Raw genomic sequence first — 26,242 nt, forward strand, 5'->3', positions numbered from 1 at the left:
TGCAAAGATAAATGTTTTTCTTTTAAACTTCCAAATTATTTCAGAACTTTTTTCAAGAAAAATTTGTTTCATTATTTCGGTATCGCCGTTCTCTCTCGAATGCGGGTGCAAAAGTAACGCTATAAAACATAACCTCCAAACATTTTCGGCATTATTTTTCAAGTTTTTTCTCATGGCTCAACAATCCTTACTTTTAATGTACGCACACGATAAAGGCACATATATTTATCTGTACTGATGTTGACAATATCTGGATGGGCATGGAAATAGGTTTCAAGTTTCAAGGTTTCACGAACCCCTTTTCCTCACACACGCACAAGTACATATAATACAGTTCCTCATGATCGCTCCGTCCGCCTCGGGTAAAAACATCATGTCGTGGCTACGCAAGTTCTTCGAGGCTATCCATCCCGCATAACAAACATAAAGGGATTTATTTGAAACCTATATAATGTACGCACCGTGTGTGTGAAGAAAAAGGTTTCATGAAACCTTGAAACTTGAAACCTGCCTATAGTCATTTTTTAATTCGATACACGCATAAGCAAAGAAGAGCCATACGATAGACTTAATTCCTTCAAGCCAATGACTTAAATCAAAGAGCGCAAAGAGCTAAGTCATCAAGCGCAAAGACTCAACTTCTCATCCCCCAAGTTCCAAGTCCTTTATACACCTTAATCCACAACTAATTAAAAAATCTGATAACAGAACACGAATGTCCGCTCTCATCAGTCCGACACATTGAAGCGTATTCCCACGGGGTCATCATATTGTTTTTGCAGCTTATAAAGCTCGTCTCGCATGCGTTTCGTCACTGCCTCGTAACTGGGCTTACCGTAAAGGTTATTCATCTCGTGGGGATCTTCTTGGAGGTCGTAAAGCTCCCATACGTCGATGTCGTTGTAGAAATGGATCAATTTATAACGATCGTCACGTATGCCGTAATGACGCTTCACGGAATGCTCGGCGGGATACTCGTAGTAATGATAGTAAAGGGAGTTACGCCAGTTCTCCGGCCGCTCGCCTTTCAGCAAGGGAAGCAAGGACTCGCCTTGGATGTCGGCTGGGATGGGGGCTCCGGCCAGTTCCAAAAAAGTGGGGGCGTAATCAATATTCTGCACGAGCTGCGGGATATCACCCTTCTTGCCACCCGGCAGACGCATCAGCAACGGGGTGCGGAAGGATTCCTCATACATGAAGCGCTTGTCGAACCAGCCATGCTCGCCCATGTAGAATCCTTGGTCGGAGGTGTAGACGATCAACGTGTTATCCAGCAAATCGTTCTTCTCCAGATAATCGAGCACGATACCGATGTTCCGATCCACGGAATGGATCACCCGAAGGTAATCGTGCATATAACGCTGGTATTTCCACTCAGCCAGCTCCTTACCCGTGCGTTTCTTCGCCTTGAAGTCTTGGATGATCGGATCGTAATAGGCGTCCCAAGCGGCTTTCTGGTCCGGATTCATGCGGTTATAAAGCTCACGGCCGTACTTCTCCAGATCGGCGTTGGAGGAATGGATCTCGTTCTCCTTATCGGCCATTTTCAAGTCGTATACGATATCCATATCCTTGATGATGCTCATCTCCTGCTCCGAGGCGGCGATGCGGCCGGCGTAATCGTCGTAGAAGTTCTCGGGCAGCGGGAAGGTCACATCATCGTAAAGACGCAGGTCGCAGGTATCGGGCATCCAAGTACGGTGCGGGGCCTTATGGTGCAGCAGGAGGCAGAAAGGCTTGCTCTTGTCTCGTTTATTGTCCAGCCAATCAAGAGCCAGATCGGTCGTGATGTTCGTGGCGTACCCTTCGATCTGACGCTTCTCGCCGTTATCGATGAAGATGGGGTTATAGTAATCGCCTTGGCCTACGAGGATGTTCCAGTAATCGAAACCGGTGGGATCGGAGGTGAGGTGCCATTTACCGATCATGGCGGTTTGGTAGCCAGCTTTACGCAATAGCTTCGGGAAGGTCTGCTGCGAGCCGTCGAAGGTATGGGCGTTATCGATGAAGCCGTTCTTGTGGCTGTGCTTGCCGGTCAGCATGCAGGCACGGCTGGGGCCACTGATGGAGTTGGCTACGAAGCTATTGGTGAAACGTACGCCCTCGTTTGCGATGCGGTCGATGTTGGGGGTTTGGATGTATCGCTTGTCGTAGGCGCTGATGGTTTGGAAGGAGTGATCGTCCGTCATGATGTAAAGGATATTCATGGGCTTGGCGGGCTGCCCGGACGTATTCTCTTTTTGGCTACAGGAGGTGGAGGCTATCGCCGCCAGACCTGTCAGAATGAATAGTTTATTTGTTTTCATGTATTCCGCTTAGATTTATGTTGTTTTGATTGATTTTGCCTAAATACACTCAGCTACAGACTTGTAGAGACGGGGCATGTCCCGTCTCTACAATTGGTGATATTAACCTTGGTGATATTAGCCGAGGAGGTCTTTCAGCTTGCCTTCGGATTGCAGCTTCACGATCAACTCGCCAAACAGAGTATTCGTCCAAGCGAACCACGAGCGGGTGTAATCGGAAGGATTGTCCTTATGGAAAGACTCGTGCATGAAGCCCGTGCCTCCGTCCGTATCACGAAGCGTCTCTATGCAATACCGGATCTCCTTCTCGTCGTTGGAAGTCGTAGCACGCATGATCAAGCTCATCGGCCAGATATAGTTGAAACCGATATGCGGACCGCCGATGCCCTCGCCGGCCTTTCCCTTGAAGAAGTAAGGGTTGGAAGGGCTCAGCACCAAGCGACGGGTATTCTGGTAAACCGGGTCGTTCACGTCCACGCAACCCAAGAACGGCAAAGCCAGCAAGCTCGGTACGTTAGCGTCGTCCATGAAAACACGGCTGCCGTAGCCATCCACCTCGAAGGCGTATACCTTACCGAATTCCGGATGCTCCACGATAGCGTATTTCTTCACGGCCTCCTCTACCTCACCCGCCAACGCCTCGCAACGGCCGGCCAAGTCCGTGTTATTTCTTACGACACGAAGAATCTCCGCGACATGGCGAAGCGAGGTGATAGCGAACAAGTTCGATGGTACCAAGAAGCCGAACAGCGTAGCGTCGTCGGAAGGACGGAAAGAAGAGACGATTAGGCCCACCGGGTTCACCGGGCTACCCCAACCATCGTTCAAGAGGGTATCGCCTTGGCGGTCCGTCACACGGGAGAAACGGTACGGCCCGAGGCTATCCTTGCGCTGTTGCTCACGGAAGGTACGGTAAACGGCCTCCATTGCCTTCTCCCATTTGTTGTCGAATACGGAGGTATCGCCAATCTCTTTCCAATAATGATACGCCAAGCGGATCGGGTAGCAAAGCGAGTCGATCTCCCATTTACGCTCGTGAAGCTCTTTCTTCATCTCCGTGCGGTCGCTCTCCCACTCGCTCCCGGTAGGGCCTTCGTTGAAGCCGTTAGCGTAGGGATCGATCAGGATGCAGGCGGTCTGGCGATTGATAGCTCCGACCAGCATTTGCCGCAAGTCCTTATCCTTCTTCGCCAAGGTGACGAAGGGGTAAACCTGCGCCGAGGAGTCACGCAGCCACATGGCGTGGATATCTCCGGTGATCACGAACGTATCCGGCTTGCCGTCTACCATCTTGAACTCACAAGTCGTATCCAAGGTATTCGGGTAACAGTTCTCGAACATCCAAGCCAGCTTCGGGTCCTTGATACGGGCCTTGGAAGCCTTCAGCTGCTCCTCTACCGCCTTGGAGGTAAACTTACGGGCCTCGGGAGCCGGGCGCTTGCTGGCGTAATCGCCGGTCACCTTAGAGGCGATCGCGCTAAAACTCTTTTTATTGTCGGGCGTACTCACGGCGGAGTATACCTTCTCGCCAACCAACAGGCCGGCCAAGGAAATAGATCCTGTTTTCAGGAAATTACGTCTTGTAGTCATTTATATAGTTTTTATGGTATTATATTCCAGTGGCAAAGTTAAGAAAAAAAATAAAGGCTCCCAATCCTTTTCGGACCGGAGCCTTCGCCAACTCAATAATTCCTTAAATTAGCCTAAATACGATTTTAGAAGCTTGCTACGAGTTCCTTGTCTTAATCTTCTGATTGCTTTTTCCTTGATCTGGCGGACACGCTCTCTAGTGAGGCCAAATTTGTCGCCAATCTCTTCCAATGTCATTTCCTGACAGCCAATACCGAAAAACATCTTGATTATCTCACATTCTCTTTCGGTCAGTGTAGCAAGCGCTCTATCAATTTCCTTAGCCAATGACTCGTTCATTAACGACCGGTCCGCGATAGGAGCGTCATCGTTCACAAGCACATCCAAAAGGCTGTTGTCTTCGCCTTCCACGAACGGGGCATCCACGGAAATATGACGTCCGGACACCTTCAAGGTATCGGAAATCTTATCCACCGGGATATCCAACTCATCAGCAAGTTCCTCTGGAGACGGTCTGCGCTCGTTTTCCTGCTCGAACTTGGAGAAGGCCTTGCTGATCTTGTTCAGCGAGCCTACTTGGTTCAACGGAAGACGCACGATTCTTGACTGCTCTGCCAAAGCTTGCAGAATAGATTGGCGAATCCACCATACAGCATAGGAAATAAACTTGAAACCTCTCGTCTCATCGAATTTCTCGGCAGCCTTAATCAAGCCTAAGTTACCCTCATTAATAAGGTCGGGCAAACTCAAACCTTGGTTCTGATATTGCTTAGCCACAGAAACGACGAAACGAAGATTCGCACGGGTCAATTTCTCTAACGCCCTACGGTCTCCTCTTTTGATAGCCTGTGCCAATTCCACTTCCTCTTCTACCGTGATAAGATCTTCTCGACCAATCTCTTGAAGATATTTATCCAGCGAAGCGCTTTCGCGGTTGGTAATGGACTTTGTGATCTTTAATTGTCTCATTCAATTTGTTTAATTGAGAATACGGGGTGCAAAGATAACCATTTTTGTTGAAAGAATTGGCTGGATGCACCCCACATCCAGCCAATTAAAAACCTTTAACAATCTTTTCACACCTATAAGACTACAGTCCTTGTTTATCTTATTCGGCAAGATCTATCGCATAGTACTTCGTACGTCCGTTCGGGTAGAAGCCTTTAATGAAGAGGCCTTGATCTTCCGTACGTCCTTGAAGTATGCTTTCCACAATCTTTTCCAAGTCTTCCGGAGCAGAGATCTTCTGGTTGTTTACAATCATGATAATGAAGCCTTTCTTTATACCGGCGTCTTTCAGTTTGCCGCTGGTCAGACCGGTGACCTCGATACCATAACTTACACCTAACTTACGTTTCTGCTCGTCGTTCAAAGCCTTGAACGCTGCGCCCATAACCTCTGCGCTGTCACCACCCTTCACGACCTTGGTGCTACCTTGCGCATTACGGAGTTCTACCGTGAATTTCTTCGTGCTACCGTTGCGGTTGATCGTCAACTCTACCTTGTCGCCCGGACGGTATTTGCTGATCTGCTCTTGCAAAGCGCTAGACGATTTGATCTTCACGCCGTTCACGGCTACAATCACGTCACCCTTCTCGATTCCGGCTTCCTTAGCGGAGCTGCGCTCGGCGAAACCACCTACGTAAGCGCCCTCGAATACTTTCACTTTCTCTTTCTCAGCGTCGGGCACGTATTGCGGGTCTTGTATCAATACGCCTAATACGGCACGCTGCACGGTTCCGAATTGCTTCAAGTCGTTAGCCACCTTGCCGGCGATGCTGATGGGCACGGCGAAAGAGTATCCGGCGAAGTTACCGGTCTCGGAGTAGATAGCGGTATTGATACCGACTAACTCGCCTTTCGTGTTCACTAGCGCCCCACCACTGTTACCCGGGTTCACGGCGGCGTCTGTCTGTATAAACGACTCGATCTTGCTACGATCCTTGCCACCGGCGCCGATGTTACCACGGCTCTTAGCGCTCACGATACCTGCCGTAACGGTAGAGGTCAAGTTAAACGGGTTACCTACCGCCAACACCCACTCACCTACTTTCAACTTCTCTGAATCACCAAAGGGGATCGTAGGTAAGTCGGTTGCCTCGATCTTGATCAAGGCGATATCTGTTGTCGGATCAGCCCCTATAATCTTTGCCGGGAATTTCCGGTTATCGTTCAAGGTAACCTCCAGCTCATCGGCTCCGTCGATCACGTGGTTGTTCGTGATGATATAACCATCCGTAGAGATAATGACACCCGAGCCGGCGCCCACACGAGGTTGCTGTTGCGGACGTTGGAACCCTCCACGGCCACCGAAGCCGAAGAAATACTCGAACGGGTCCATATACTGCTGACCGCCGTCCCCGTTAGAGGCTTGCGCGTTAGCCGTGGCCTTGATATGGACAACCCCGTGGATGGCGCTCTCGGCGGCCGTAGTGAAATCGATATTCTCGGCGGCCACGGTTCCATAATTCGTCAATCGATACGGTTGCTTGAAGGTATTCTCAACTCCGGAGGCCAACTCCACCGGACGTTGATTCTTATTCATCAGGTAAGTACTCGTTCCGATCGCGGCACCAAAACTAATGGCTGCTATCAGAGCAACACCAAGCACATTCTTCCAGATATTTTTCATACTTTTCTTATTTAATTAAACACTTAAATTTAACAGTTTCTTTACGGCAAAGAAAACTCAAAAATTGTGCGGATATTCCATTTCCATCGTATTTTTTATCACTTTTAACGAGGCATCACAGGGGCTTAACCGCACTTAACAGTACTGTGTATTGCAAAGTACCTTTTTAACAATTAAACAGCAGACGAATTGACAGTTGACACGCAATAACTGACAGTCGGCAATCGATAAATGACAGTCGGTTACTGGCAATCTAGAATCCCTGTTCGTATAAAAAACACCTAGGAGACAGAATATGTTTACGGCTGAAAAAGAAAATGTTATCCTATCTCTCCTATGCGTCTCCAAAATAATTGTCAACCGCCGACCGTCAACTGTCAACTAAAATACCTATCTTTGTCCTATCGCAGTCTGCCGGTCTGTCGCTCACCTTCGGGTGTGAGGAAAGTCCGGGCAACACAGAGCACCATACTTCTTAACGGGAAGCTGTCCGTGAGGGTAGAGTAACGTAACAGAGAATAACCGCCGGACTCGTCCGGTAAGGGTGAAAAGGTGAGGTAAGAGCTCACCGGGTCCCGTAGCGATACGGGATGCCGTACGTCTTATGGGTTGTAAGGTCATGTATACCGGCGCATGTAGGATGGCTCGTCCGATGCCGGGGGGTAGACCGCTAAAGCTTACCGGCGACGGTAAGACAAGATAAATGGCAGGCGCCTCTTTCCAAAGAGGTACAGGACCCGGCTTATAGGCAGACTGCTTTTTTTATTTGCCAATTAAATCATGTGCCGATATGCCCAAAAACAAGCCACGGGAAGAAAAGAAACCTATTGGAGAACGGATCAGCGCATTATTAGCACGAACCATCCGTTTCGTTACCTACGACATTTGGCGGATTACCGAGAATGAAGTTAGTGGGCTGAAGGAGATTTATATCAATATCATCAAGACGGTCATACTCGCCGTGCGGGGTTTCCAGAGCGAGAACCTGCAAACCAAGGCGTCGGCGCTTACCTACAGTACCTTGTTATCTATCGTACCTTTGCTGGCCGTATTATTAGGTATAGCTAAGGGCTTCGGTTTCCAAGGGACGGTACGGCAGGAGTTGTTCGATTATTTCCCCGGGCACGAGATGGAGCTGAACAAGGCGTTCGAGTTCGTGGAGAGCTATCTGGCGCAGGCGCAGGGGGGAGTGATCATCGGGGTCGGTTTGATTTTGTTGTTTTATACGGTGATCAACTTGATCTCGTCCGTAGAGGATACGTTCAACGATATCTGGCAGATCCAGAAATCCCGGCCGTGGTACCGGAAGATATCCGATTATCTGGCCTTATTCCTCGTGCTGCCGGTGCTGATGACGGCATCCAGCGGTTTGTCCATCTTCATGTCTACCTTGCAGAACTCGTTCTTGGGGCAATACTTATTTTTTACGCCGCTCATGGAGTTGTTCTTGCATATAGCGCCCTATATTATCACGACATTGGCTTTCACGGGGCTGTACGTCTCCCTGCCGAATACGAAAGTGAGGTTCGTGAACGGGTTGGTGGCAGGCTTTATCGCTGGTTGCGCCTTCCAGTTGTTCCAATTTATTTATATCAGCGGGCAGATTTGGGTGAGCAAGTACAACGCTATTTACGGTAGTTTCGCCGCACTGCCTTTGTTGTTGCTCTGGTTGCAGCTTTCTTGGTTGATTTGCTTGTTTGGCGCAGAGCTGTCGTACGCCTCCCAGAACGTGAAGAAATTCAGTTTTGAGAGGGACAGCAAAAGTATCAGCCGCCGGTACAAGGATTTCCTGACCCTACTGATCGCCTCGCTGATCATCAAACGATTCGTGAAAGGCGAGAAACCCTATACGGCCGACGAGCTATCCGACGCTTACCGCATCCCTATCCGCATAACGACACAGATCTTATACCTGCTCACGGAGTTGAACATCATCATCGAGGTGAATTACGGGAATGACGACCGTGTGGCATACTACCAGCCGGCAATCGATGTCAATAAGATCACGGTCAGCTACCTGCTGACCCGCATGGACGAGCATGGCTCCGAGAACTTCAAGATTGACACGAGCAAGCTTTTCAGCAAGGAATGGAAAGCCCTGCTGAAGACACGTGAGGATATGATAAAGGCAAACGACAATATCCTGCTGAAAGACCTATAGGGAATTGAAAATTGAGAATTGAGAATTGAAAATTAATACAGGAAATAGGGATTTGACGAGTGGGGCGGTATGGAAGGTGATCCTGCGTTTCGCTTTCCCTTTGCTGATCGGCAATCTGCTGCAACAACTTTATAACGTGACCGACAGCGTCATTGTTGGGCAGTTTCTAGGGAAAGAGTCGTTGGCGGCGGTATCGGCTTCCTTCTTCATCTATTACTTTATTATCTCGCTGGTGATCGGTATCGGAAGCGGAACGTCGGTGGTGATCTCGCAGTTTTTCGGGGCGAAGGAGTTCGATAAGGTGCAAAAAGCCTTCTCATCTTTCTTTATCTTCATGTTGGTCGCAGGGGTATTGCTGTCCATAGCGGGGATTATTTTTGCCGAGCCGATGTTCAGGCTGACGAACACGCCGGAGGACGTGATCCCGCAGGCGGTCGCTTATTTCAGGATTTATGTAGGGGGTACGTTCTTGTTCGTCACTTTCAATAGCATTATCTCCATATTGCGGGGTGTCGGGGAGTCCGTGCGCCCCATGCTGTTTATCCTGCTTACCACGATCTTGAATATCGCCTTGGATTTACTCTTCATTGTCGTTTTCAAATGGGGGATCGAAGGGGCGGCACGGGCTACGGTGATCGCCCAAGGGATCGGCATGTGCGTGGCCCTAGGCTACGTGAACAACACCCATCCCCTGCTCTCTATCAAGAAACAGGATTTATTGTTCGATATGGGACTGTTCAAGGAAGGGCTCCGCATCGGGCTTCCCTCCAGCGTACAGCAATGTGCCATCTCGCTCGGATTGATTGCCTTGCTGGGGATCGTGAACAGTTTCGGCACGGATACGCTCACCGCTTACGGGGCAGCGGGAAAGATCGACACGATCATCATCCAAGCGGTATTGACCCTCTCTGGGGCGCTAGCTGCTTTCTGCGGGCAAAACATCGGAGCTGGGCACTTGGACCGGGTACGTGACGGGGTACGATTCGCCATGCTTGTCAACCTATTGCTGGGTCTAGCGACCTTCACGGCCATCTATTTCTTCGGGGACAAGATGATGCTGGCTTTCACCAAGGACCCGGAGGTGATCCGGATTGGCAAGGAATATTTATTGATCATGGGAGGATTCTTTATCGTACACGGCGGCTTGAACGTCTTCAACGGGGCATTACGGGGAGCTGGCGATACCCTGTTCCCGATGGCAGTAAGCATCACTTGTCTTTGGCTGATACGCATTCCCCTCGCCTATTGGTTTAGCTCTATCTGGGGACGGAGCGGTATCTGGTGGGCCATTGGCGCCAGCCTTTGCATCGGGCTTACAATCACCTATATCTATTATAAATTGGGATTCTGGAAGAACAAAGGGCCTTTACGGAAGAAATAAGCATAGCTTATTATTCGTTTCCGTCGGGGTCGCATCGCCCGATCGCTTGATTGAATAGAGAAAAAGTCCTCAAGTCAATGACTTGAAGACTTTTTAGTTGCGGAGGCAAGACTCGAACTTACGACCTTTGGGTTATGAGCCCAACGAGCTACCACTGCTCCACTCCGCGATATAGTCGCTATCATTTCTTGATTGCGAGTGCAAAGGTATATATTACATTCCAAACTTCCAAACATTTTCAAGAAATATTTTCAATTTGTTTGCGTACGCCCTTCACTATCGGGCAGTGAAGCCTTGTTTAGCAGCAATTTGACACTAGAGATTCTCGATCGTATCAAAACCGAATGGTTCATATAAATGCAGACGGTTTCTCAACGATTGTATCTCCGCCTGCAAATTCCGCATCCGGTTCAGCATATGATGAATGGCCTCGATTCCCTCGATGTTAATAGACAAGTCGTAATACATACGTGTGTATTGTTCCAGATCACGGAGCTGGGAAGAGAAGAGATACCTCTCTCCATCCGTGATATTAATGTCTATCAAACCTCCCTCTTCCAGCAAAATGATGAACGAAGGGTCTATATGGCATTTCTGGCAGTATTCACTGACAATAACTAAATCTGTTTGCATAATACACCTGTTTTTAATTTAGACTTTGTATTTCCCGGAACAATTCCTTCTGTTTCTCTGTCAAGTTGGTCGGCACCTCGATCGAGTACGTGACGATCAAGTCACCAAACTGCCCCTCCTTCTTGTAAACAGGGAATCCCTTACCTTTCAACCGGACTTTCGTATTGTTTTGCGTGCCCGGTTTTACTTTCAGTTTCACCTTGCTATCCAAGGTACCGATAATCTGCTCGCCACCCAAGACCGCCGTATAGAGGTTCAAGGGGACGGTCAGGTACAGATCGTCTCCCACCCGTTTGAAACGGCTGTCGTCCGGGATAATGAACGTGATGTACAAATCACCGGCAGGGCCTCCATTCATGCCCGGCCCGCCTTGGCCTTTCAGCTTAATGGTTTGCCCGTTGGCTACGCCGGCGGGAACCGTGATACGCAGGTTCTTGCCGTTCACGGTGATCACCTGCTTATGTGTCTTGGCCGCATCCATCAAGGATAAGTGCAATTCGGCCGTGTAATCCTGTCCACGGAACCCATGATTAGAACGGCCACCGCCCCCCCGGCGGGAACCAAACATAGACTCAAAGAAATCCGAGAACTCTCCATCATCGCCGGAGGAAGACCAATACGTACCTCCACCGTTCGAGAAGCCGCCGCCAAAGCCGCCACCTTGCTGGCCGTACTGCTTCCGTTGAGCCTCGAACTCATCCGCATGTTTCCAATTCTCCCCGTACTGGTCGTATTTCTTACGCTTTTCCGGATCGCTAAGCACCTCGTTCGCCTCATTGATCTCCTGAAACTTACGATGGGCGTCGGGATCGTTCGGATTCAAGTCAGGGTGATATTGCCGAGCCAACTTCTTATAGGCTTTCTTGATATCATCCTGAGAAGCGTCCTTGTTCACCCCCAAAATTTTGTAATAATCGATATAGGCCATAATCTGATATGTTTAGTCTATTTTTCTCATATAATTATATAACAATAAACATACCAAGGATAGTTTTGGTTAGTGAAAATTTACTTAAAACGTTTTTAATCGTACACGCACGGAATTAAGATTGTCTGTAGATAGAAAAGGCTCTAGCCGGGATCATCAGATACCGCTAAAGCCTTTTATGGATAGGAAATTCTTCGAACCTTATTTAAACTGCATCATCTTGCTGATATACTTCCCGACAATATCGAACTCTAGGTTCACTACCGTACCTTTCTCGATCTGGCAAAAGTTCGTGTTATCGTGCGTATAAGGGATGATAGCGACTTGGAAACTGTTTTGCTGGGAGTTGCATACCGTCAGGCTGACGCCGTTCACGCAAACGGAGCCTTTCTCCACGGTCATATACCCCTGCCGGGCCATCTCCTTATCAAAAGCGTACTCGAACGTATAGTACCAGCTGCCGTCCGCCTCCTTCACCTCCGCACAAACGGCGGTCTGGTCCACGTGCCCCTGTACGATATGCCCGTCCAGACGGCCGTTCATCAACATGCTACGCTCCAAGTTCACCTTATCGCCCACTTTCAGGTTCCCGAGGTTCGAACGTTCCAAGGTCTCCTTGATAGCGGTAACCGTATACGTATCTTCCGTCATGCTTACCACCGTAAGGCAAACGCCGTTGTGAGCCACGCTCTGATCTATTTTCAGCTCATTCACGAATGAGCACTTCATCGTCAGATGAAGGTTTCCTTTATCGGATTGGAGGGCTACTACCTGAGCCGCTTCTTCTACAATACCTGAGAACATAATCAAATTGTTTTTAGTTTGTACTCCCAAAACTGTTATTTATTCATGGGCAAAGATAACGCCTTTGAGGTAATAAGCCCGATAAAAAGGATGTTATTAAATGTTTTTATCACGGTAGAAACCGCACTTATTTATCGTCCAAGGAGATCAAATCGTATCGTTGGCTTCCCATACCCAACGCTTCCGCATCCTCGACGATATGAAAGCCTAAAAACGAAATGGGGGTTATTCACACGGCTCCGTATCTCGTATATCATTCTAAACCATCCCTAAACATTCCTTAAAGCCACTTGTTTCATAAATAGATTATCCTAATAATATAGATCTTATGAAATCAAAGAATTTAACACTGGCCTCTCTTTTCGCCGGCTTGCTCATGTTCATGAACCCTACGGGAAGCGAGGCGTGTACAAGGGCCGTTTACCTCGGGCCGGACAATATGGTCGTAACCGGACGTACCATGGATTGGAAAGAGGACCCGCAATCCAACCTTTACCTCTTCCCCCGGGGCGTGCAAAGAAGGGGGGCGATATCCGATAATACCATCCAATGGACCTCGAAATACGGAAGCGTGGTGACCGCCGGGTATGATATCGGTACGTGCGACGGAATGAACGAGAAGGGGCTTGTAGCCAACCTATTGTTCCTCACCGAGTCATCTTATTTCCGACCGGACGATAACCGCCCGGTTATGGGGCTTAGCATCTGGACGCAGTATGTACTCGATAATTTCGCCACGGTAGATGAGGCGGTTGCCGAGTTAAGCAAGGAGGTCTTCCGCATCGACGATCCGGATCTCCCGAACGGGGCGAAATCGACCTTGCATCTCTCGATCTCGGACGCTTCAGGAAATAGCGCTATCTTCGAATACCTGAACGGGAACTTGGTTATCCACGAGGGAAGGGAATGCCAAGTCATGACGAATTCCCCTACATACGATAAGCAACTAACCTTAAACGATTACTGGCAACAGATAGGCGGCTTGGTCATGTTGCCGGGTACGAACCGAGCTTCCGATCGTTTCGTGCGTGCCTCTTTCTATATCCACGCCATCCCGCAGACAAGTAATTTCCGGGAAGCGGTAGCCGGGGTATTCAGCGTAATGCGTAACGTATCGGTACCTCTGGGAATCACGACCCCGGATCAACCGAATATCTCCTCTACCCGCTGGCGTACGGTAGCCGACCAGAAGAATAAGGTATATTACTTCGAGTCTACTTTAAGCCCGGATATCTTTTGGGTAGATTTCAAGAGCTTGGACTTCAAGGCAGGTACACCTATCAAGAAACTAACGCTCACAGACGGCGAGATTTACGCCGGAAACACCGCCAAAGATTTCAAGGACAGCAAACCGTTACCGTTCTTGTTCGGGATCTGAAGGGCCGATATCAACATCCCTGCCGGATGCTGTCCACGGGATTCGTGCTGGCAGCCCGGTAGTTCTGGATCGTAACCGTGAGCAACGTGATGATCGTAATGGCAAGGAAAGCCAAGAGGAAAATCCACCAATGGAGCGGAGCCTTCAAGGCGAAATTCTCTTGCCAGCGCTCAATGCCGTACCAAGCGATCGGCGAGGCGATCACGAAACAGATCATGACGATCCATAGATACGATAGGTTATGCTTCCGCAACAAGTCCATCACGGTAGCGCCAAATACCTTCCGGATACCGATCTCTTTCCGTTTATATTCGCTCTCAAACAAGACAACACCAAATACGCCTACCAAAGACACAAATACGGCAATCAAGCTGAAGAACAAGATTTGTTTGCCAAGTAGCAGCTCTTTCTGGTACAAGTTCTCTTGGATATTGTTGAACAAATGGATATCGAGGGGATAATCGGGATCTAGTTCCCGCAAGGCGCTCCCTATGTCTTGCGATAGTTGACGGTAGTCCGTCCCCGGGCGAACCAAGATCATCAAATTCGTCAAGGCCCCAGCCATAATATCCTTTCCGACAAAGATGGCGAACGGCTCCAGTTTATCCCGGAACGAGTTATATTTCAGGTCAGGCACGAAACCGGCGATCTTCTCCCTACGATGTAAATTACCCCAGTCCAACCGGATTGGATCTCCCGCTTTCAGCCCATAGGTCCGCTTCGCTTCCTCGTTGAACAAATAAGTGCCATCGCTCAACTGGTCTTCCGGCAGGAATCCTCGCCCCTCCAGAATAGGAAGGGCCAATACCCGCTCAATCTCCGGGTCAGCCTGCACCACCTTGAACTGGATATCCTCATCCACGTAGGTACGTCCCCATCCGGAGTAATTATCCTCAGCGCCAACCACTCTTGAGGTAAACGACAAGGCCTCGACAGAGGAGAGTTGCCCCAACCGCTGACGCACGCTCTCCGGTTGCCTGCTCAGATTACGGTTTAGCTTTACGGTGACAATCCGCTCGCTATCGAATCCAAGCGGCGTATGAAGCATATTGTAATTCTGCCACGTGATAAACAAAGCCGCTATAACCAAAATAAAAGAGGCCACGAACTGAAATCCTACTAACACATTGCGGAACGAGCGCCCCTTGGGAGATAAGCCAAAATTTCCTTTCAGCACCAGTGCCGGAGAGAAAGAGGTGATATACCAAGCCGGCCAGCAACCAGCGATAAGTCCGATCAGCAACACAAAGCCTCCACAGGCGATCAACAAGGGCATCTGCCCCTCCAAGGAAATGCCTCCACTGACCAAATCCACAAACCCGGTCTTCGACAACAGGCGAACCAGCAGCAAAGCGATCAGGTAAGACAACAGGCACATCCCCACCGCCTCCGAAGCCACGGCCATCCGGAGCGCCGATACCGGACTCCCCAATACCTTCCTCGTGTTGATGCCCCGCAGACGGACCGGCACCAAAGCATTGCTGAAGTTCATGAAATTAATGACCGCTATCAATACGATCAAGATAGCGATAGCAGATAGCGCTTGAAGCTGGGCATAGCTCCCCTTTTGCTTCTGTGAATCGTAGCTCGTGTCAGTCTTAAAATAGATATCCGGCAGAGAAGTCAAGCGCAATTGTCTCGTTTTCCAATTCCATTCGTCGTGGCGGAAATTTTTCTCGAAACCAGCCAAGACATCCGGAGCGGAGGCCGGATTATCCAGACGGAGATAACACTCAAAATTATTTTGCATCCAAGCGCCTGCGCCTTCCTTGTCCGATATGCGCCGATAGACCGCATTACTGACGATCGAGTTGGAGGGAAAGTCCCGGTAGACACCTCCCACCTCGGACGTCCACCCCTCTCCGATCAAGACTTGCCCGACCGCCGGATGATCGCCAAAGAAACGATGAGCCATACTTGCCGGTATCAATACCCGACCCTTCTCCTCCAACGCCGCCGCCTCACCTTCCACCATATCAAAGTCAAAAACACGAGCATAGGAGGGATAGCAGGCATAGAGCTCCTCATGGAAAGTCATCCGCTCACCATCCCGATCCACCGTGATATACTTCTTATCGCCCCACCGATTGATTAGCGACCCCTCCTCAATATGTGGAGAGGAGGCCAAGAACCGATCGATAAGCGGGCGGTTCAATACGACTTGCGCCCCTTTATTATTGTGAACGATCTCCAAGCGATACAACCGGTCGGCATGCTTATGGAAACGATCGTATCCCCACTCGTAACGAACTTGCATGAACAAGATCAAGAAAGCTGTAAAAGCCACAGATAATCCTGCTACATTCAAGAAACTAGCCATTTTAAAACGACTGATCACAAAAACGAAATTTCGTACGATTGAGTTCATGATATTTCCTTTTAAAAGTTACTAAAGCCTATGCCTAAAGCTATCCACCGGATTCGATGTGGCAGCCCGGTAGCTCTGGAAAAAGACAGAGACAAACGAGATCATGAGGCAGAATAAGCCGGCAGCGATAAATATCAGCGGGCTTAAACCGATACGATACGAATAGTCGGACAGCCAATCTTTCATAAAGTACATAATAATAGGTATGGCGATCACGAAAGCGATCAACACATAGTTCAAGAACGTGAATACGAGCTTAACCAATATCTGCCGGTTGCTGGAACCAAATACCTTTCGTACGGATACTTCTTGCAAACGCTGTTGGATAAAATAAGTGGACATCGCCAATAAGCCTAGCAAAGAAATAAGGATGGCGATTATCGAGAATACGATTACGATCTTTGCCAAACGGATTTGCGAGTCGAATGAGTTTTGTAAACTCTCATCCATGAAGAAAGCCTCAAACTCAAGTCCGGTCACTTTCTCATATACTTTACCGATAGCCTCCTTTGCGGCGAAAGGATCACCTTGTGTCTCGATCAAAATCATCCAAGGAGCTTCATTATCTTTCAAGAAACGGAACATGACAGGGTTCATCCCTGTCGTCACATTTCCAAAGCAATAGAAATCCCGGACGATACCCGCTATCGCTATCGGCCTTTCGTGCCTATCCAACATAAAAGAGGTCGCATCCTCCGATAAGTTCATCTCACGCATCGCTTGCTCGTTTAGGAACCAGCCCTCTGTCGTTAAATGGTTATCACGCAAAATCTCCAATCCCAGCATATCGTAACAATCCTTATCCATAACGAATTGCTGAAAAGATATATTTTGCCCCTGATAAGTAGAAGTCCAATTATTACTACCGAATAAAGGCAATCCTTGAGTCTTCCCGACCCTATCTACGCATGACAAACCTTTCAACTCACCGACAAAAGCGGATAACTGCCTTTCATCCACCGATCGCATAGCCAATAAATTCTTCGTTTTATATCCGACAGGAGCGTTGATCATATGAACGATCTGGCAAACCATCGTGATAGAGGCGGCGATCATCGTGATCGTGATCACATTTTGGAATACGATAAAGAACTTACTGAATACCATTTTCGTCTTAGCCCGGAACGTACCCCTTACCACCTCGATCGGTTTAGAAGAAGAAATAATGATAGCAGGCAGTAAGCCGGATAAAACTCCCACGACAACCGTTAATGAAACCAAAGCCAATAGCCAGACAGGTCTACCCAATACATTCATATCGACACGTGTCTGCAATAAATCATTGACAAACGGCACGACCGCCAAAGCAAGGAGAACCCCAATAACCAAAGAAATAAACGTAAGCAAAGTAGACTCCAGCATCAAGCGCATGAATAACTCGCCCCGTGAAGAACCCAAAAGGCGCCGGGTAGCCATCTCCTTCGCCCTGAAACCCGCTTGGGCGACCGTCAAGTTAATATAATTAATGACCGCAAAAATCAAGATAAGGAAACCTACGGACATTAGCACGATCACGAAACGCCAATCTCCCTTTCGCAAAGAAGAGTAAGAAGCGGCTTTCGCAAAATACTGCTCACTAAGCGGCAATATGCGTACCTCCTTTGCCGTCCCATATTGATACGGCCAATAAAACTCCTTGAACCAATGGGCCATATCCTCCGCACGAGAAGGGAAATCACTACCCTCACGCACCAAGACAAAAGCCGATGTACTTCCGGCATTCCTCAACTGATCCGGGGCTAAGCTGGGGTTAAAACAGCTAACCTGCTCCCAACGCACGATCACATCCGCTTCGGGAATAGAGGAATGAAGTAAATCCTCCACCACCCCGTTTATAGTAGCCGATATGGTATCTCCCACCACTAACTGCCGTCCCATCGGATCATCCGTTCCGAACATCTTACGGGCGAACGAAGAAGAGACCACCGCATAGTTCCCGGCGGCCAACGCTTGCTCACGAGTGCCTTGTAACAGCCGGAAATCAAAGAAATCGAAGAACGTGGAGTCCGCAAACATCACGTTCGCCTTTAGTTTCCGATCACCGGAAACTACAACTATATTGCTTGAATTATCTGCCACTACCGGGCAAACTTTCTCTACCTCCGGATAGCGTTCCTTTATCTTATAAGGAATGGCAGCTCCGGTGGCCATCCAATTTTCATTCCCGACCAGATAGATACGATCCGCCTTGGTATGGAATTTATCTGTAGACATCTCCTGTACCGTATAGACCGCTATCAATAACACAAACATCAACGATACAGACAGACCAAACACGTCTATCAGCGTATAAGCCTTATTCCTTCCAAGGAACTTTAAAAAGGACTTAAAGTTCAATAAATTATTCATGAATTATGAATTATCAATTTTCTATTATCTATTTTCAATCACTCAGATTTTAAGCAATTCACCGGATTATCATTAGCCGTCTTGCGGGCATCCAGACAAACCACGGAATATATAATCAATAATACACATACGCCGCAACCCAAGAATATGTACCATGACAAAGGAACCTTCTCCGTGAATTGCTCTTGCCACTTTTGCAAGACAAAGTATGCTATACCACCGCCTAATATGACCGCATAGATACAGATATATCCGATATCCTTTATGAACAACCTCAATATATCCCATAAGGTAGCCCCATTCACCCGGCGAACCGCTATCTCCTTACGACGACGGCTCACCTCATCATTCGTATAGCCAATAAGTCCTATCAACGTAACAAGAAACGTGACCAAACCTCCGATCATCACGGAATCACGGAATTGGCGGGAGTCCTTATATAGATCCATGATCTCGGAACGGAAAGAGATAGCGTTCAGTTCACGATCCGGAAATGTCTCGGATATCTTCTGCTGTAAACGAGCCATACTATCGTTGTTCAGCTCATGGAACTTCACCTGCAAGGTATACATGGGCTTATGCGCATAGAATAATACGGAAGGCCGCATATCTTGGTTCGAGATTCCTCCCAGACGGATATTCTCATAAACACCGCAAATCGTGAATGGCTCCTCATTCCATTTGCTATGTTCGGTGACGCAGATATCCTTCCCGATCACATCATCCGTCCAGCCCGCTACCAATTTCATTTTCTCCACGAAACGGCGGTCTACCATCACCTCTCTTGAATTGGTCACATTTTCCGTGAACGAGCGGCCTTGGATCACGGGAATCTCCATCATGTCCAAATATCCGTTACCTACCCAATAGAGATCGGCGATATTAAAAAGCTCTTGAGTCTCACCCGGTAAAAGAATATTATTACCGGAAGCATGCTCGAAAGGCAATTGATAGACGGTGGTAGCCGCAACGACCCCCGGAAGCCGCATCACCTCATCCAGAATCTTGGCACGAGAGGTAGAGTCCACGCCAGCTAACCCGCAGTAGGCAAGGTTCTCATAGGCATATCCCGGACGATCGTTCACCATAAACGTATATTGACGGGCAACGAAAACAAGCATCGTCACCAAAAAGCCCGTGGCTACAAACTGGACAAGCAACAAGGCTTTCTTCCAGATACGCTTATTCTCCCGGTAATTACGGAAAGCGGAGGCCACCGGAATCCGAGCGTATAATGATCCCGGCATAAAACCAGATACGAAAAACACCAAGATACATATCCCTAGCAAGACCAAGCTACCATTAGACAAGAGCAAGGAATCTAACGAAGTCGCCAACAACTCCTCTACCGTACCTCTAAACGCAAGGATCAACAATAAGGCCAAGATCAGTGAAAGCACTATATGTACCAACGCCTCACCAAACATCATACCATGAATATTATTCTCGCTTGCCCCATAACATTTATGGACAGCCACCTCCTTCGAACGATTTACGATAGAGGATATCACGATCAAGATATAGTTCATCACCGCCGTGAAGATCAAAGCGAAGGCCAGTAAGGAAAGTATCCATGTCATTCGCTTGACTTGCGGCAACTCCTTGTGTAAGCCATCCAGCTCATGAAACGAGAAACCAATGTTAAACCCTGTCTTTTGCTGTTCCTCCGGAGGGAAATAAGAATTCACGAACGTATGCACCTGTTCCTCCAAAGCTAAAGGATTCACCCCCTTGTGCAATTTCACGTAGCTTATGTAACGATCATTTCCCAACATATTAGTAGGCGAACCCTCCCACATGAACCGACCCGCCGAAGCCATAGAAACAATCACATCGTAACGGGAATGAGAATTTTCCGGAACTTCCTCAAAAACGCCACCAATAGTCATAGTACGTCCCGGCGAACTGTCTACCGTGAAGTTTTTCCCGATAACATCGCCCCCGATATTTTTCGCTATACGACTTGATACCAACACGTACATCGGGGTGGAAAGAACCTCTTTCGCATTTCCGATCAGCATAGGACGAGGAAGAATATCAAAGAAACAACTATCCGCTATGATACAACGACCGGAGTATTTCATCTTGGTGTCGGTCATCGTAAAGGTCCAGTCTCCAAAACTCGTGTATCGGGTGACGGTCTCGATCTCGGGTATCTGTTGTTGCATCGTGGGAGCGATGCCACCGCTTGTTTGCGGATAATCCTTCAACTCCCCTCCATTTTGCTGGTATTTCGCCCATACTTGATAGACCCGGTCTCTATCCGGATAAAAATCATCATACGATTGTTCGAAATAGACTTTAGCGATCAATACCAAACCTACCGCTAAACCGATTCCCAACGATACGATTTTCATCACGTTATGCCGCCCTTTCTTAAAAATGGAACGAATGGCGATTAGTATGTTTTTCATATTATATCGATTTTATTCCAGCACCAGCACTTCATTATCCTTATAACTCTCATAACTGGACACAATCACCTTCTCACCGGCTTCCAGACCTTCAAGAACCTCATAGTATTGCGGGTTCTGACGACCGATCTTGATAGAACGCCTGTAAGCTTTCTTTCCATCCGGATCAAGAACAAATATCCAACTTCCACCCGTACTCTGGAAGAAAGTTCCCTTCGGGATAATGATACTCTCGGTAGGTTGTCCCAGCTCCAAGTTGATATAGTAGGTCTGTCCGCTACGGATATTATCCGGACGCTCACCCGTGAAAACGAAATCCGTACGGAACTTACCATCACGAACCTCGGGATAAACTTTGCGCACCGTTAAGTCGAAAGACGAGCCTTGACGCTCGAAAGCGGCACTTAAGCCCGGTTTCACACGGTCTATGTAATGCTCGTCAATCATGGCCTCGATCTTATAATCGGAAAGGTCGTTAATCTGGCCGATCTTTTGTCCCGGATTGATACTTTGCCCCAATACGACATCCAACAGTCCCAACTCACCGTCGATCTGGGAACGGACATTCAAGTTTTCCTTACGCTCACGGATCAACAGGATATTCTTCCGCATGTTCGCCAAGCTGGCCTCCATCTCATCCATCTGGATCGTGCGGGAGATAGAGTCTTGGCGCAAGCGCTCGGTAATCAAGGCGTGCTTTTGAGAGGCTAACTCGAAGTCCTCCTTCGCTTTCAGATAATCCTCCTTGGCGATCAAGTTCTCTTTATACAACTGTTCTTGTTGGTTGAACGAGCGGCGGGCCCGGTTCATGTCCATATCGTATTGAAGTTTCTCCATCTGATTGGTCAGCTTATCCTGCTCCATGGTAACCTGCGTATTACGAAGGAAGTTCTGCTTCTCCGCCAACTCGGCCTCAGCGTTCAATATCTGCAAATCCAGATTTGAGTTGCTCAGACGAACAATGATATCGCCTTTCTTCACTTGGGCGCCCTCTTCCACGACTTTCTCCTGTACGATACCGCCCTCCTCGGGGCTAAGCTGCACGACCGTGATAGGTTGCACCTGACCATCCATACGAAAGAAGTCATTGAATTGCTCACGGGTCACATTACCGATGCTAATCCCTCTCGCGTCCACTTTCAACGTAGAAGCATGATCACCAAAGATAATCCATCCCAACAAGATAACGAACAACACGCCACCCGCTACATAAGGAATATGCTTCTTCTGAAGACCTTTCTTTTTCTCTAATTGTATATCCATCGTATTCTATATTTTTTATTATCATCTAAATTCTATGTTCTCAATTCTTATTCATTGATAAGAGGCTTGCCCTTATAATAATCCACCAGCTTGCTTTTCAATAAGTACATCAATCGCTTTTGAAGCAGATTGGCCTTGGACTCCAACAGCGTATTCGCACTTGTCTGTACATCCAGCGTGCTCATCAGGCCTTCCTCGTACTTCCGTAGGGTAACACGATAAGCCAACTCATCCGATTTCACCTTCTTATCCATCTGTATGGCCTCTTTAGCGTATCCCTCACGATCCAAGACCGATTGCTCTACCGCTGTCTGCAACTGGCGAAAGACCTCTGTCCTTGTCTCCCGTGCGATCCGCATATTGTTACGGTAACGACGAGCGTTCGTTAATCTGCTCAAACCATCGAATAAGGGGAAGCTAAGGCTAAAAGAGACATATTCACCACGGTTATTTTTAAACTGATCCTTGAAAACTTCCGGGGCCTTATCAGATTTCAAGTTCTCGAAATAACTCGTAGAGATTCCGGCATTCAAATAAATACTCGGCAGCAACTTTCCTTTATAAATACGATATTGGTATTTACTTTGCGTTAATTGATACTCGGCTTGCAAGGCGGTAGGGTTATTCCCGGACGCATAGGCGAAAATCTCCGCCACATTCTCTACTTCCGGGACATAATTGATATCCGGTAATAAAGTATCCACCTCCAGTTCTAAATCAGATGGATAATTCATACATTCCCTCAAAGTAAGCAAGGCGGTATTGAAAAGATTCTGCTGGTGGGTCAATGTATAATCATCGGCCGCTACTTGAGCCTCGAATTGAGCTACATCCGCTTTCCCTTTCAAACCCAGCTCTTCTTGCCGGCGAGTCTTATATAAGGTACGGTTACTCTCCTCCAATTTCTCGGCCGCCATACGAATCGTTCCTTTATAATACACCACATCCATATAAGCCTGCATGGTTTTCATCGCTAAATCATCTTTCGCTTTCTGTATGTCATTAACTCCCATACGGCGATTGGATTTTGCCATCAACCATTGATTGATCAGCTGTCCGCCCGTAAAAATAGGAATAGAAGCGTCGAGGCCATAGTTATTATTAAACGTAGAAGTATTCTCATAGGTATTGGTCGCAGGGTCGATCGAACGGCCAAAACTATATTGCGCTCCGACCTTAGCCGATGCCGCCGGGAAAAAAGAAGCTACGGCGGCATTCCGTTCCGCCTTATACGTATCTGATGTATAAACTTGCTTTTTAACCGATGGGCTGTTTTCCACGGCATAGCGCATACATTCATCCAAAGTCCAAAGTTTCTCTTGGGCCACCGTCGCGGTAGCGAAACTGAGAGAAAGAACTGTTGTAAGTAATATTTGTTTCATTGCTCTATTATTTTCTACCTAAATAATAGCAAAGAACGTGCCAAAACACATAAACAACTAAACAACAATCAGATAACAAAAAGCTATTCTTTTAGAACTGTCCAATATTTTGACAACGCTGTCTAATTGTTTGACACTATTCCCACTTTGACACGTAAGAGCGTCTCCTCTTCTCCCTAAGCAAAAAGCACTCTACTCCTATATGAATTCTTTCCCGATAACCTATGAATTCTTATACGCATACTGTATAATTCTACAAACCACGACGTGGTCTGTACAGATCAAGGCGTGGAATATACAGATCACGACGTGGTCTATACATTCCACGGCGATAATCAGGAAATAGATGAGATAGTAATTATATTTGTATATAGTAAGAAGAATTTTTTTTACTTGAAGATACGAACAATTGTTTTGATTACAATCGTTGACTATCCTTTAGATTTAAGGGTAGGACACAAAAAAAGAGAAACAGTTGAATACCAACCATTTCCCTTTCATCAAGTCGGGGTACCAAGACCCTTTTGTGTAAACGCTTAGCATATATTTATCTGTTTATCAAAATATTACAAATATCACTATAATACTATTTTGTCCTAAAATAGTCCCGGTTCTTATAGACACTCTTCAATAGAAGCCGTATTAGGCAAAATTGAAAAAACGACAGAATATGCCTCTTTTACCTCTATCTTCTCTCCTGAAGGAAGAAGAATCATTGTATTATCCCCATTAGGATAAATGGCAGCAATATGTTTCACACAAATAGTAATAGGAGAATCCTCCAAACTAGTCAATTGAATAAAAAGATCTGTTTCGTTCATAATGTTTATATTTAAAGATTAAAAAAATCAATCTATGCCATCCCCCCCTGTATTCCACTTACCTCCATAAGTAATCGTCATACAGCTTCGTCGGTTTTTGATTTGGAATTATACTTTTTGAGTTCCTCTTCTAATTTACGCGCTTTGAAGAACCACTCATCACGATCCTTCTTCATCTCATCATAGTTTCGATTAATCATTTTTAACTCATTGATTAATTCATGCTCTGGCATTTTTTCTTCGGAGAGGAGCATTTCTCCTCTTCCTGTTATTAACCAATCTGCGTTCAAATCACTATACGTATATAGCAATTTCGCAATACTCGCAATAGATAACCCACGAGAGCCTTTTCTTTGTTTCCCTAGCGACCCTACAGGAATTCCAGATTCTACGGTAACTTTGTTATCGTTTAATTTCTTGTATATCATATATCTATCTAAACGATCAAAAAAATCCTCATTCATATTGCGAAATTTCAATATAAAAAGTTTCATATATTGCGAAATAGCAATATATTTGCACCTGTATTAAACATTCAACATTTCAAAGATAACAAAAGCAGATTTATTAATCAATAGGGTAAACACCCTATAAACACATGAAGTATGAGAAAGATAAAGATTTGGCTTAATTGGTTTAGTGCGAAAGATGCACGGAAATTAGTAGAGAACTACAGTCGTTTGAAACCAGCGCTTAAAGAAATAGCAAAAGGGGCAAAACAAGGAGGAGAAACGTGTTTTGTATATGCTCTCACTTCAGAGGACATAGACAAACTAATTAGGTTAGGATATAGTGTTGAACTACGCTTGACCCAAACAATAAACGGTGTAACATTGAAAAAATATTTAATCAAGTGGTAATATGGCAGCATTGAATTTGAATTACTCATTTTTGAAAGGAACGCGAAAGGTTAAGTATGAAGACTACATGCTTTTGCAGGAAGATTTGATGAAAGCTTTGGGTACAAAGACCAAGCAACATTACTATCAAAAGCGTAAACGCATCACCAATATTCCTGTACAGGAAAAAGAGGCTGTTGAGAAGGTTTTCGCAAAATATGAAATAACTGATCCTAACGAGATCTGGGACATAACACCGGCTTGATATGAACAAATATGCAGAACTAACACGACGAGAAAGTCAAATTGCGGAACGTATCGCCTGGGGAGCCTCGATCAAGGAGGTTGCATATGCGCTACAGATCAAGATTAAGACTGTTGACAATGTTATCCAAAGGGTGTATAAGAAAGTAGGTTGCAGCAAAATCAACGAGCTTTCCGCATGGTGGTTCTGCACGAACTTCAATATCTCATTTGACCTTTCTCCAATGGCAAGATCAATAGTGGCCTCTGCTCTATTGTCAATATTCGTCGCTAGCGAATATATATCCAGGAATGATTTCTGTAGATATAGAACTCGCTCTAGGAGATTTAGAATCGAATACGTCAGATTACGCAATAACTAAAATACCATGGCAACATTAGAAGAACAAAAGGAGTACATTCGTACCAATTACAAAAAACAGACCGGTCAATTTATGGCCAAGATGTTAGGCATACGTCCGGAGAAGGTGTATGCGCTAGTAAAGGAACTTGGATTGAAAAAACAACTTCCTCCTCCCGTGATTAAACAGAAGGCTGATATGGGAAAGAATCCAACCCCTATCGTACCAAACGGTAACGATGAAGGAAAGATTCCTCTCCGGATAGATTGTCGAACGGTTATTCTCATCCCCTACACCGCTGATCCTGAGAAGTATCGTAAAGATTTTCTTCAAAAGATTAATCGTAAACATTCAAGTCAGATAGACTCTCTGTAATAACCTAAAAAAT

The 26,242-nt window shown here is 46.9% G+C and carries 21 protein-coding genes, 1 tRNA gene and 1 other RNA gene; 8 read left to right on the plus strand and 15 right to left on the minus strand.

Annotated features, from left to right (window positions below; genetic code table 11):
- Window positions 1-728: 728 nt before the first annotated feature.
- From DWY79_RS00005 to DWY79_RS00020, 4 genes are all read right to left on the minus strand, one after another.
- Window positions 729-2,306: a sulfatase gene (locus DWY79_RS00005; RefSeq protein WP_005866102.1), complete on the minus strand. Its 1,578-nt coding sequence runs from the start codon at window positions 2,304-2,306 to the stop codon at window positions 729-731.
- 117 nt (window positions 2,307-2,423) lie between these two features.
- Window positions 2,424-3,896 (minus strand): glycoside hydrolase family 125 protein, encoded by a 1,473-nt coding sequence (locus DWY79_RS00010; RefSeq protein ID WP_122368642.1) that lies wholly within the window; start codon window positions 3,894-3,896, stop codon window positions 2,424-2,426.
- A 108-nt stretch (window positions 3,897-4,004) separates the two neighbouring features.
- Window positions 4,005-4,865, minus strand: coding sequence for an RNA polymerase sigma factor RpoD/SigA (locus tag DWY79_RS00015; RefSeq protein WP_005641668.1), 861 nt, complete (start codon window positions 4,863-4,865; stop codon window positions 4,005-4,007).
- 139 nt (window positions 4,866-5,004) lie between these two features.
- Complete coding sequence (locus DWY79_RS00020; RefSeq protein WP_122368643.1) at window positions 5,005-6,528, minus strand: Do family serine endopeptidase; 1,524 nt, start codon at window positions 6,526-6,528, stop codon at window positions 5,005-5,007.
- Window positions 6,529-6,934: 406 nt separating this feature from the next.
- Between DWY79_RS00020 and rnpB the strand changes: the two genes are divergently transcribed.
- The 3 genes from rnpB (at window position 6,935) to DWY79_RS00035 (ending at window position 10,070) form a co-directional block, all read left to right on the plus strand.
- Window positions 6,935-7,289: RNase P RNA component class A (gene rnpB, locus DWY79_RS00025), an RNA gene on the plus strand.
- Between the two features lie 29 nt (window positions 7,290-7,318).
- Window positions 7,319-8,689 (plus strand): YihY/virulence factor BrkB family protein, encoded by a 1,371-nt coding sequence (locus tag DWY79_RS00030; protein WP_005866096.1) that lies wholly within the window; start codon window positions 7,319-7,321, stop codon window positions 8,687-8,689.
- 25 nt (window positions 8,690-8,714) lie between these two features.
- Window positions 8,715-10,070 carry an MATE family efflux transporter gene (locus tag DWY79_RS00035; RefSeq protein WP_008778066.1) on the plus strand — a complete coding sequence of 452 codons (1,356 nt, stop codon included), beginning with the start codon at window positions 8,715-8,717 and terminating at the stop codon, window positions 10,068-10,070.
- 97 nt (window positions 10,071-10,167) lie between these two features.
- On the opposite strand, the gene DWY79_RS00040 is transcribed toward DWY79_RS00035, so the two are convergent.
- From DWY79_RS00040 to DWY79_RS00055, 4 genes are all read right to left on the minus strand, one after another.
- Window positions 10,168-10,239: transfer RNA gene (locus DWY79_RS00040), tRNA-Met, on the minus strand.
- A gap of 146 nt (window positions 10,240-10,385) precedes the next feature.
- Complete coding sequence (locus DWY79_RS00045) at window positions 10,386-10,703, minus strand: chaperone modulator CbpM (RefSeq protein WP_005866094.1); 318 nt, start codon at window positions 10,701-10,703, stop codon at window positions 10,386-10,388.
- A gap of 13 nt (window positions 10,704-10,716) precedes the next feature.
- Window positions 10,717-11,631, minus strand: a complete 915-nt coding sequence (locus DWY79_RS00050; protein ID WP_005866092.1) for a DnaJ C-terminal domain-containing protein — start codon at window positions 11,629-11,631, stop codon at window positions 10,717-10,719.
- Between the two features lie 201 nt (window positions 11,632-11,832).
- On the minus strand, window positions 11,833-12,435 hold the full coding sequence (locus DWY79_RS00055) for a riboflavin synthase (RefSeq protein WP_005862004.1): 603 nt from the start codon (window positions 12,433-12,435) through the stop codon (window positions 11,833-11,835).
- A 376-nt stretch (window positions 12,436-12,811) separates the two neighbouring features.
- Between DWY79_RS00055 and DWY79_RS00060 the strand changes: the two genes are divergently transcribed.
- Window positions 12,812-13,813: a linear amide C-N hydrolase gene (locus DWY79_RS00060; RefSeq protein WP_369799703.1), complete on the plus strand. Its 1,002-nt coding sequence runs from the start codon at window positions 12,812-12,814 to the stop codon at window positions 13,811-13,813.
- 10 nt (window positions 13,814-13,823) lie between these two features.
- On the opposite strand, the gene DWY79_RS00065 is transcribed toward DWY79_RS00060, so the two are convergent.
- From DWY79_RS00065 to DWY79_RS00095, 7 genes are all read right to left on the minus strand, one after another.
- Window positions 13,824-16,181 (minus strand): ABC transporter permease, encoded by a 2,358-nt coding sequence (locus DWY79_RS00065; RefSeq protein ID WP_122368644.1) that lies wholly within the window; start codon window positions 16,179-16,181, stop codon window positions 13,824-13,826.
- A 21-nt stretch (window positions 16,182-16,202) separates the two neighbouring features.
- Complete coding sequence (locus tag DWY79_RS00070) at window positions 16,203-18,530, minus strand: ABC transporter permease (RefSeq protein ID WP_087345542.1); 2,328 nt, start codon at window positions 18,528-18,530, stop codon at window positions 16,203-16,205.
- 38 nt (window positions 18,531-18,568) lie between these two features.
- Window positions 18,569-20,944 (minus strand): ABC transporter permease, encoded by a 2,376-nt coding sequence (locus DWY79_RS00075; RefSeq protein WP_122368645.1) that lies wholly within the window; start codon window positions 20,942-20,944, stop codon window positions 18,569-18,571.
- Window positions 20,945-20,956: 12 nt separating this feature from the next.
- Window positions 20,957-22,207: an efflux RND transporter periplasmic adaptor subunit gene (locus DWY79_RS00080; RefSeq protein WP_005861993.1), complete on the minus strand. Its 1,251-nt coding sequence runs from the start codon at window positions 22,205-22,207 to the stop codon at window positions 20,957-20,959.
- Between the two features lie 47 nt (window positions 22,208-22,254).
- A complete protein-coding gene (locus DWY79_RS00085; RefSeq protein ID WP_122368646.1) occupies window positions 22,255-23,589 on the minus strand; it encodes a TolC family protein in 1,335 nt (444 codons plus the stop codon).
- A 614-nt stretch (window positions 23,590-24,203) separates the two neighbouring features.
- Window positions 24,204-24,410, minus strand: coding sequence for a hypothetical protein (locus DWY79_RS00090; RefSeq protein WP_122103734.1), 207 nt, complete (start codon window positions 24,408-24,410; stop codon window positions 24,204-24,206).
- Window positions 24,411-24,487: 77 nt separating this feature from the next.
- Window positions 24,488-24,874: a hypothetical protein gene (locus DWY79_RS00095; protein WP_147431795.1), complete on the minus strand. Its 387-nt coding sequence runs from the start codon at window positions 24,872-24,874 to the stop codon at window positions 24,488-24,490.
- Between the two features lie 141 nt (window positions 24,875-25,015).
- On the opposite strand from DWY79_RS00095, the gene DWY79_RS00100 reads away from it, so the two are divergent.
- Genes DWY79_RS00100 through DWY79_RS00115 form a run of 4 tightly spaced genes read left to right on the plus strand, consistent with a single transcriptional unit; the run spans window position 25,016 to window position 26,229 of the window.
- Window positions 25,016-25,270: a hypothetical protein gene (locus tag DWY79_RS00100; protein ID WP_022192473.1), complete on the plus strand. Its 255-nt coding sequence runs from the start codon at window positions 25,016-25,018 to the stop codon at window positions 25,268-25,270.
- A gap of 1 nt (window position 25,271) precedes the next feature.
- On the plus strand, window positions 25,272-25,514 hold the full coding sequence (locus DWY79_RS00105) for a hypothetical protein (protein WP_022192472.1): 243 nt from the start codon (window positions 25,272-25,274) through the stop codon (window positions 25,512-25,514).
- Window position 25,515: 1 nt separating this feature from the next.
- Entirely contained in the window at window positions 25,516-25,875 is a 360-nt protein-coding gene (locus DWY79_RS00110; protein ID WP_022192471.1) for a response regulator transcription factor, read from the plus strand.
- Window positions 25,876-25,881: 6 nt separating this feature from the next.
- Complete coding sequence (locus tag DWY79_RS00115) at window positions 25,882-26,229, plus strand: hypothetical protein (protein WP_122368648.1); 348 nt, start codon at window positions 25,882-25,884, stop codon at window positions 26,227-26,229.
- Window positions 26,230-26,242: the final 13 nt, after the last annotated feature.

This window comes from Parabacteroides sp. AF27-14, from assembly GCF_003635425.1.
In the GTDB taxonomy this organism is placed as follows: Bacteria; Bacteroidota; Bacteroidia; order Bacteroidales; family Tannerellaceae; genus Parabacteroides; species Parabacteroides distasonis.

Coding starts and splice junctions, on each gene's coding strand:
- DWY79_RS00005 (WP_005866102.1), bottom strand. CDS start 2,306: ATGAAAACAAATAAACTATTCATTCTGACAGGTCTGGCGGCGATAGCC.
- DWY79_RS00010 (WP_122368642.1), bottom strand. CDS start 3,896: ATGACTACAAGACGTAATTTCCTGAAAACAGGATCTATTTCCTTGGCC.
- DWY79_RS00015 (WP_005641668.1), bottom strand. CDS start 4,865: ATGAGACAATTAAAGATCACAAAGTCCATTACCAACCGCGAAAGCGCT.
- DWY79_RS00020 (WP_122368643.1), bottom strand. CDS start 6,528: ATGAAAAATATCTGGAAGAATGTGCTTGGTGTTGCTCTGATAGCAGCC.
- DWY79_RS00030 (WP_005866096.1), top strand. CDS start 7,319: ATGCCCAAAAACAAGCCACGGGAAGAAAAGAAACCTATTGGAGAACGG.
- DWY79_RS00045 (WP_005866094.1), bottom strand. CDS start 10,703: ATGCAAACAGATTTAGTTATTGTCAGTGAATACTGCCAGAAATGCCAT.
- DWY79_RS00050 (WP_005866092.1), bottom strand. CDS start 11,631: ATGGCCTATATCGATTATTACAAAATTTTGGGGGTGAACAAGGACGCT.
- DWY79_RS00055 (WP_005862004.1), bottom strand. CDS start 12,435: ATGTTCTCAGGTATTGTAGAAGAAGCGGCTCAGGTAGTAGCCCTCCAA.
- DWY79_RS00060 (WP_369799703.1), top strand. CDS start 12,812: ATGTTCATGAACCCTACGGGAAGCGAGGCGTGTACAAGGGCCGTTTAC.
- DWY79_RS00065 (WP_122368644.1), bottom strand. CDS start 16,181: ATGAACTCAATCGTACGAAATTTCGTTTTTGTGATCAGTCGTTTTAAA.
- DWY79_RS00070 (WP_087345542.1), bottom strand. CDS start 18,530: ATGAATAATTTATTGAACTTTAAGTCCTTTTTAAAGTTCCTTGGAAGG.
- DWY79_RS00075 (WP_122368645.1), bottom strand. CDS start 20,944: ATGAAAAACATACTAATCGCCATTCGTTCCATTTTTAAGAAAGGGCGG.
- DWY79_RS00080 (WP_005861993.1), bottom strand. CDS start 22,207: ATGGATATACAATTAGAGAAAAAGAAAGGTCTTCAGAAGAAGCATATT.
- DWY79_RS00085 (WP_122368646.1), bottom strand. CDS start 23,589: ATGAAACAAATATTACTTACAACAGTTCTTTCTCTCAGTTTCGCTACC.
- DWY79_RS00090 (WP_122103734.1), bottom strand. CDS start 24,410: ATGAACGAAACAGATCTTTTTATTCAATTGACTAGTTTGGAGGATTCT.
- DWY79_RS00095 (WP_147431795.1), bottom strand. CDS start 24,874: ATGAATGAGGATTTTTTTGATCGTTTAGATAGATATATGATATACAAG.
- DWY79_RS00100 (WP_022192473.1), top strand. CDS start 25,016: ATGAGAAAGATAAAGATTTGGCTTAATTGGTTTAGTGCGAAAGATGCA.
- DWY79_RS00105 (WP_022192472.1), top strand. CDS start 25,272: ATGGCAGCATTGAATTTGAATTACTCATTTTTGAAAGGAACGCGAAAG.
- DWY79_RS00110 (WP_022192471.1), top strand. CDS start 25,516: ATGAACAAATATGCAGAACTAACACGACGAGAAAGTCAAATTGCGGAA.
- DWY79_RS00115 (WP_122368648.1), top strand. CDS start 25,882: ATGGCAACATTAGAAGAACAAAAGGAGTACATTCGTACCAATTACAAA.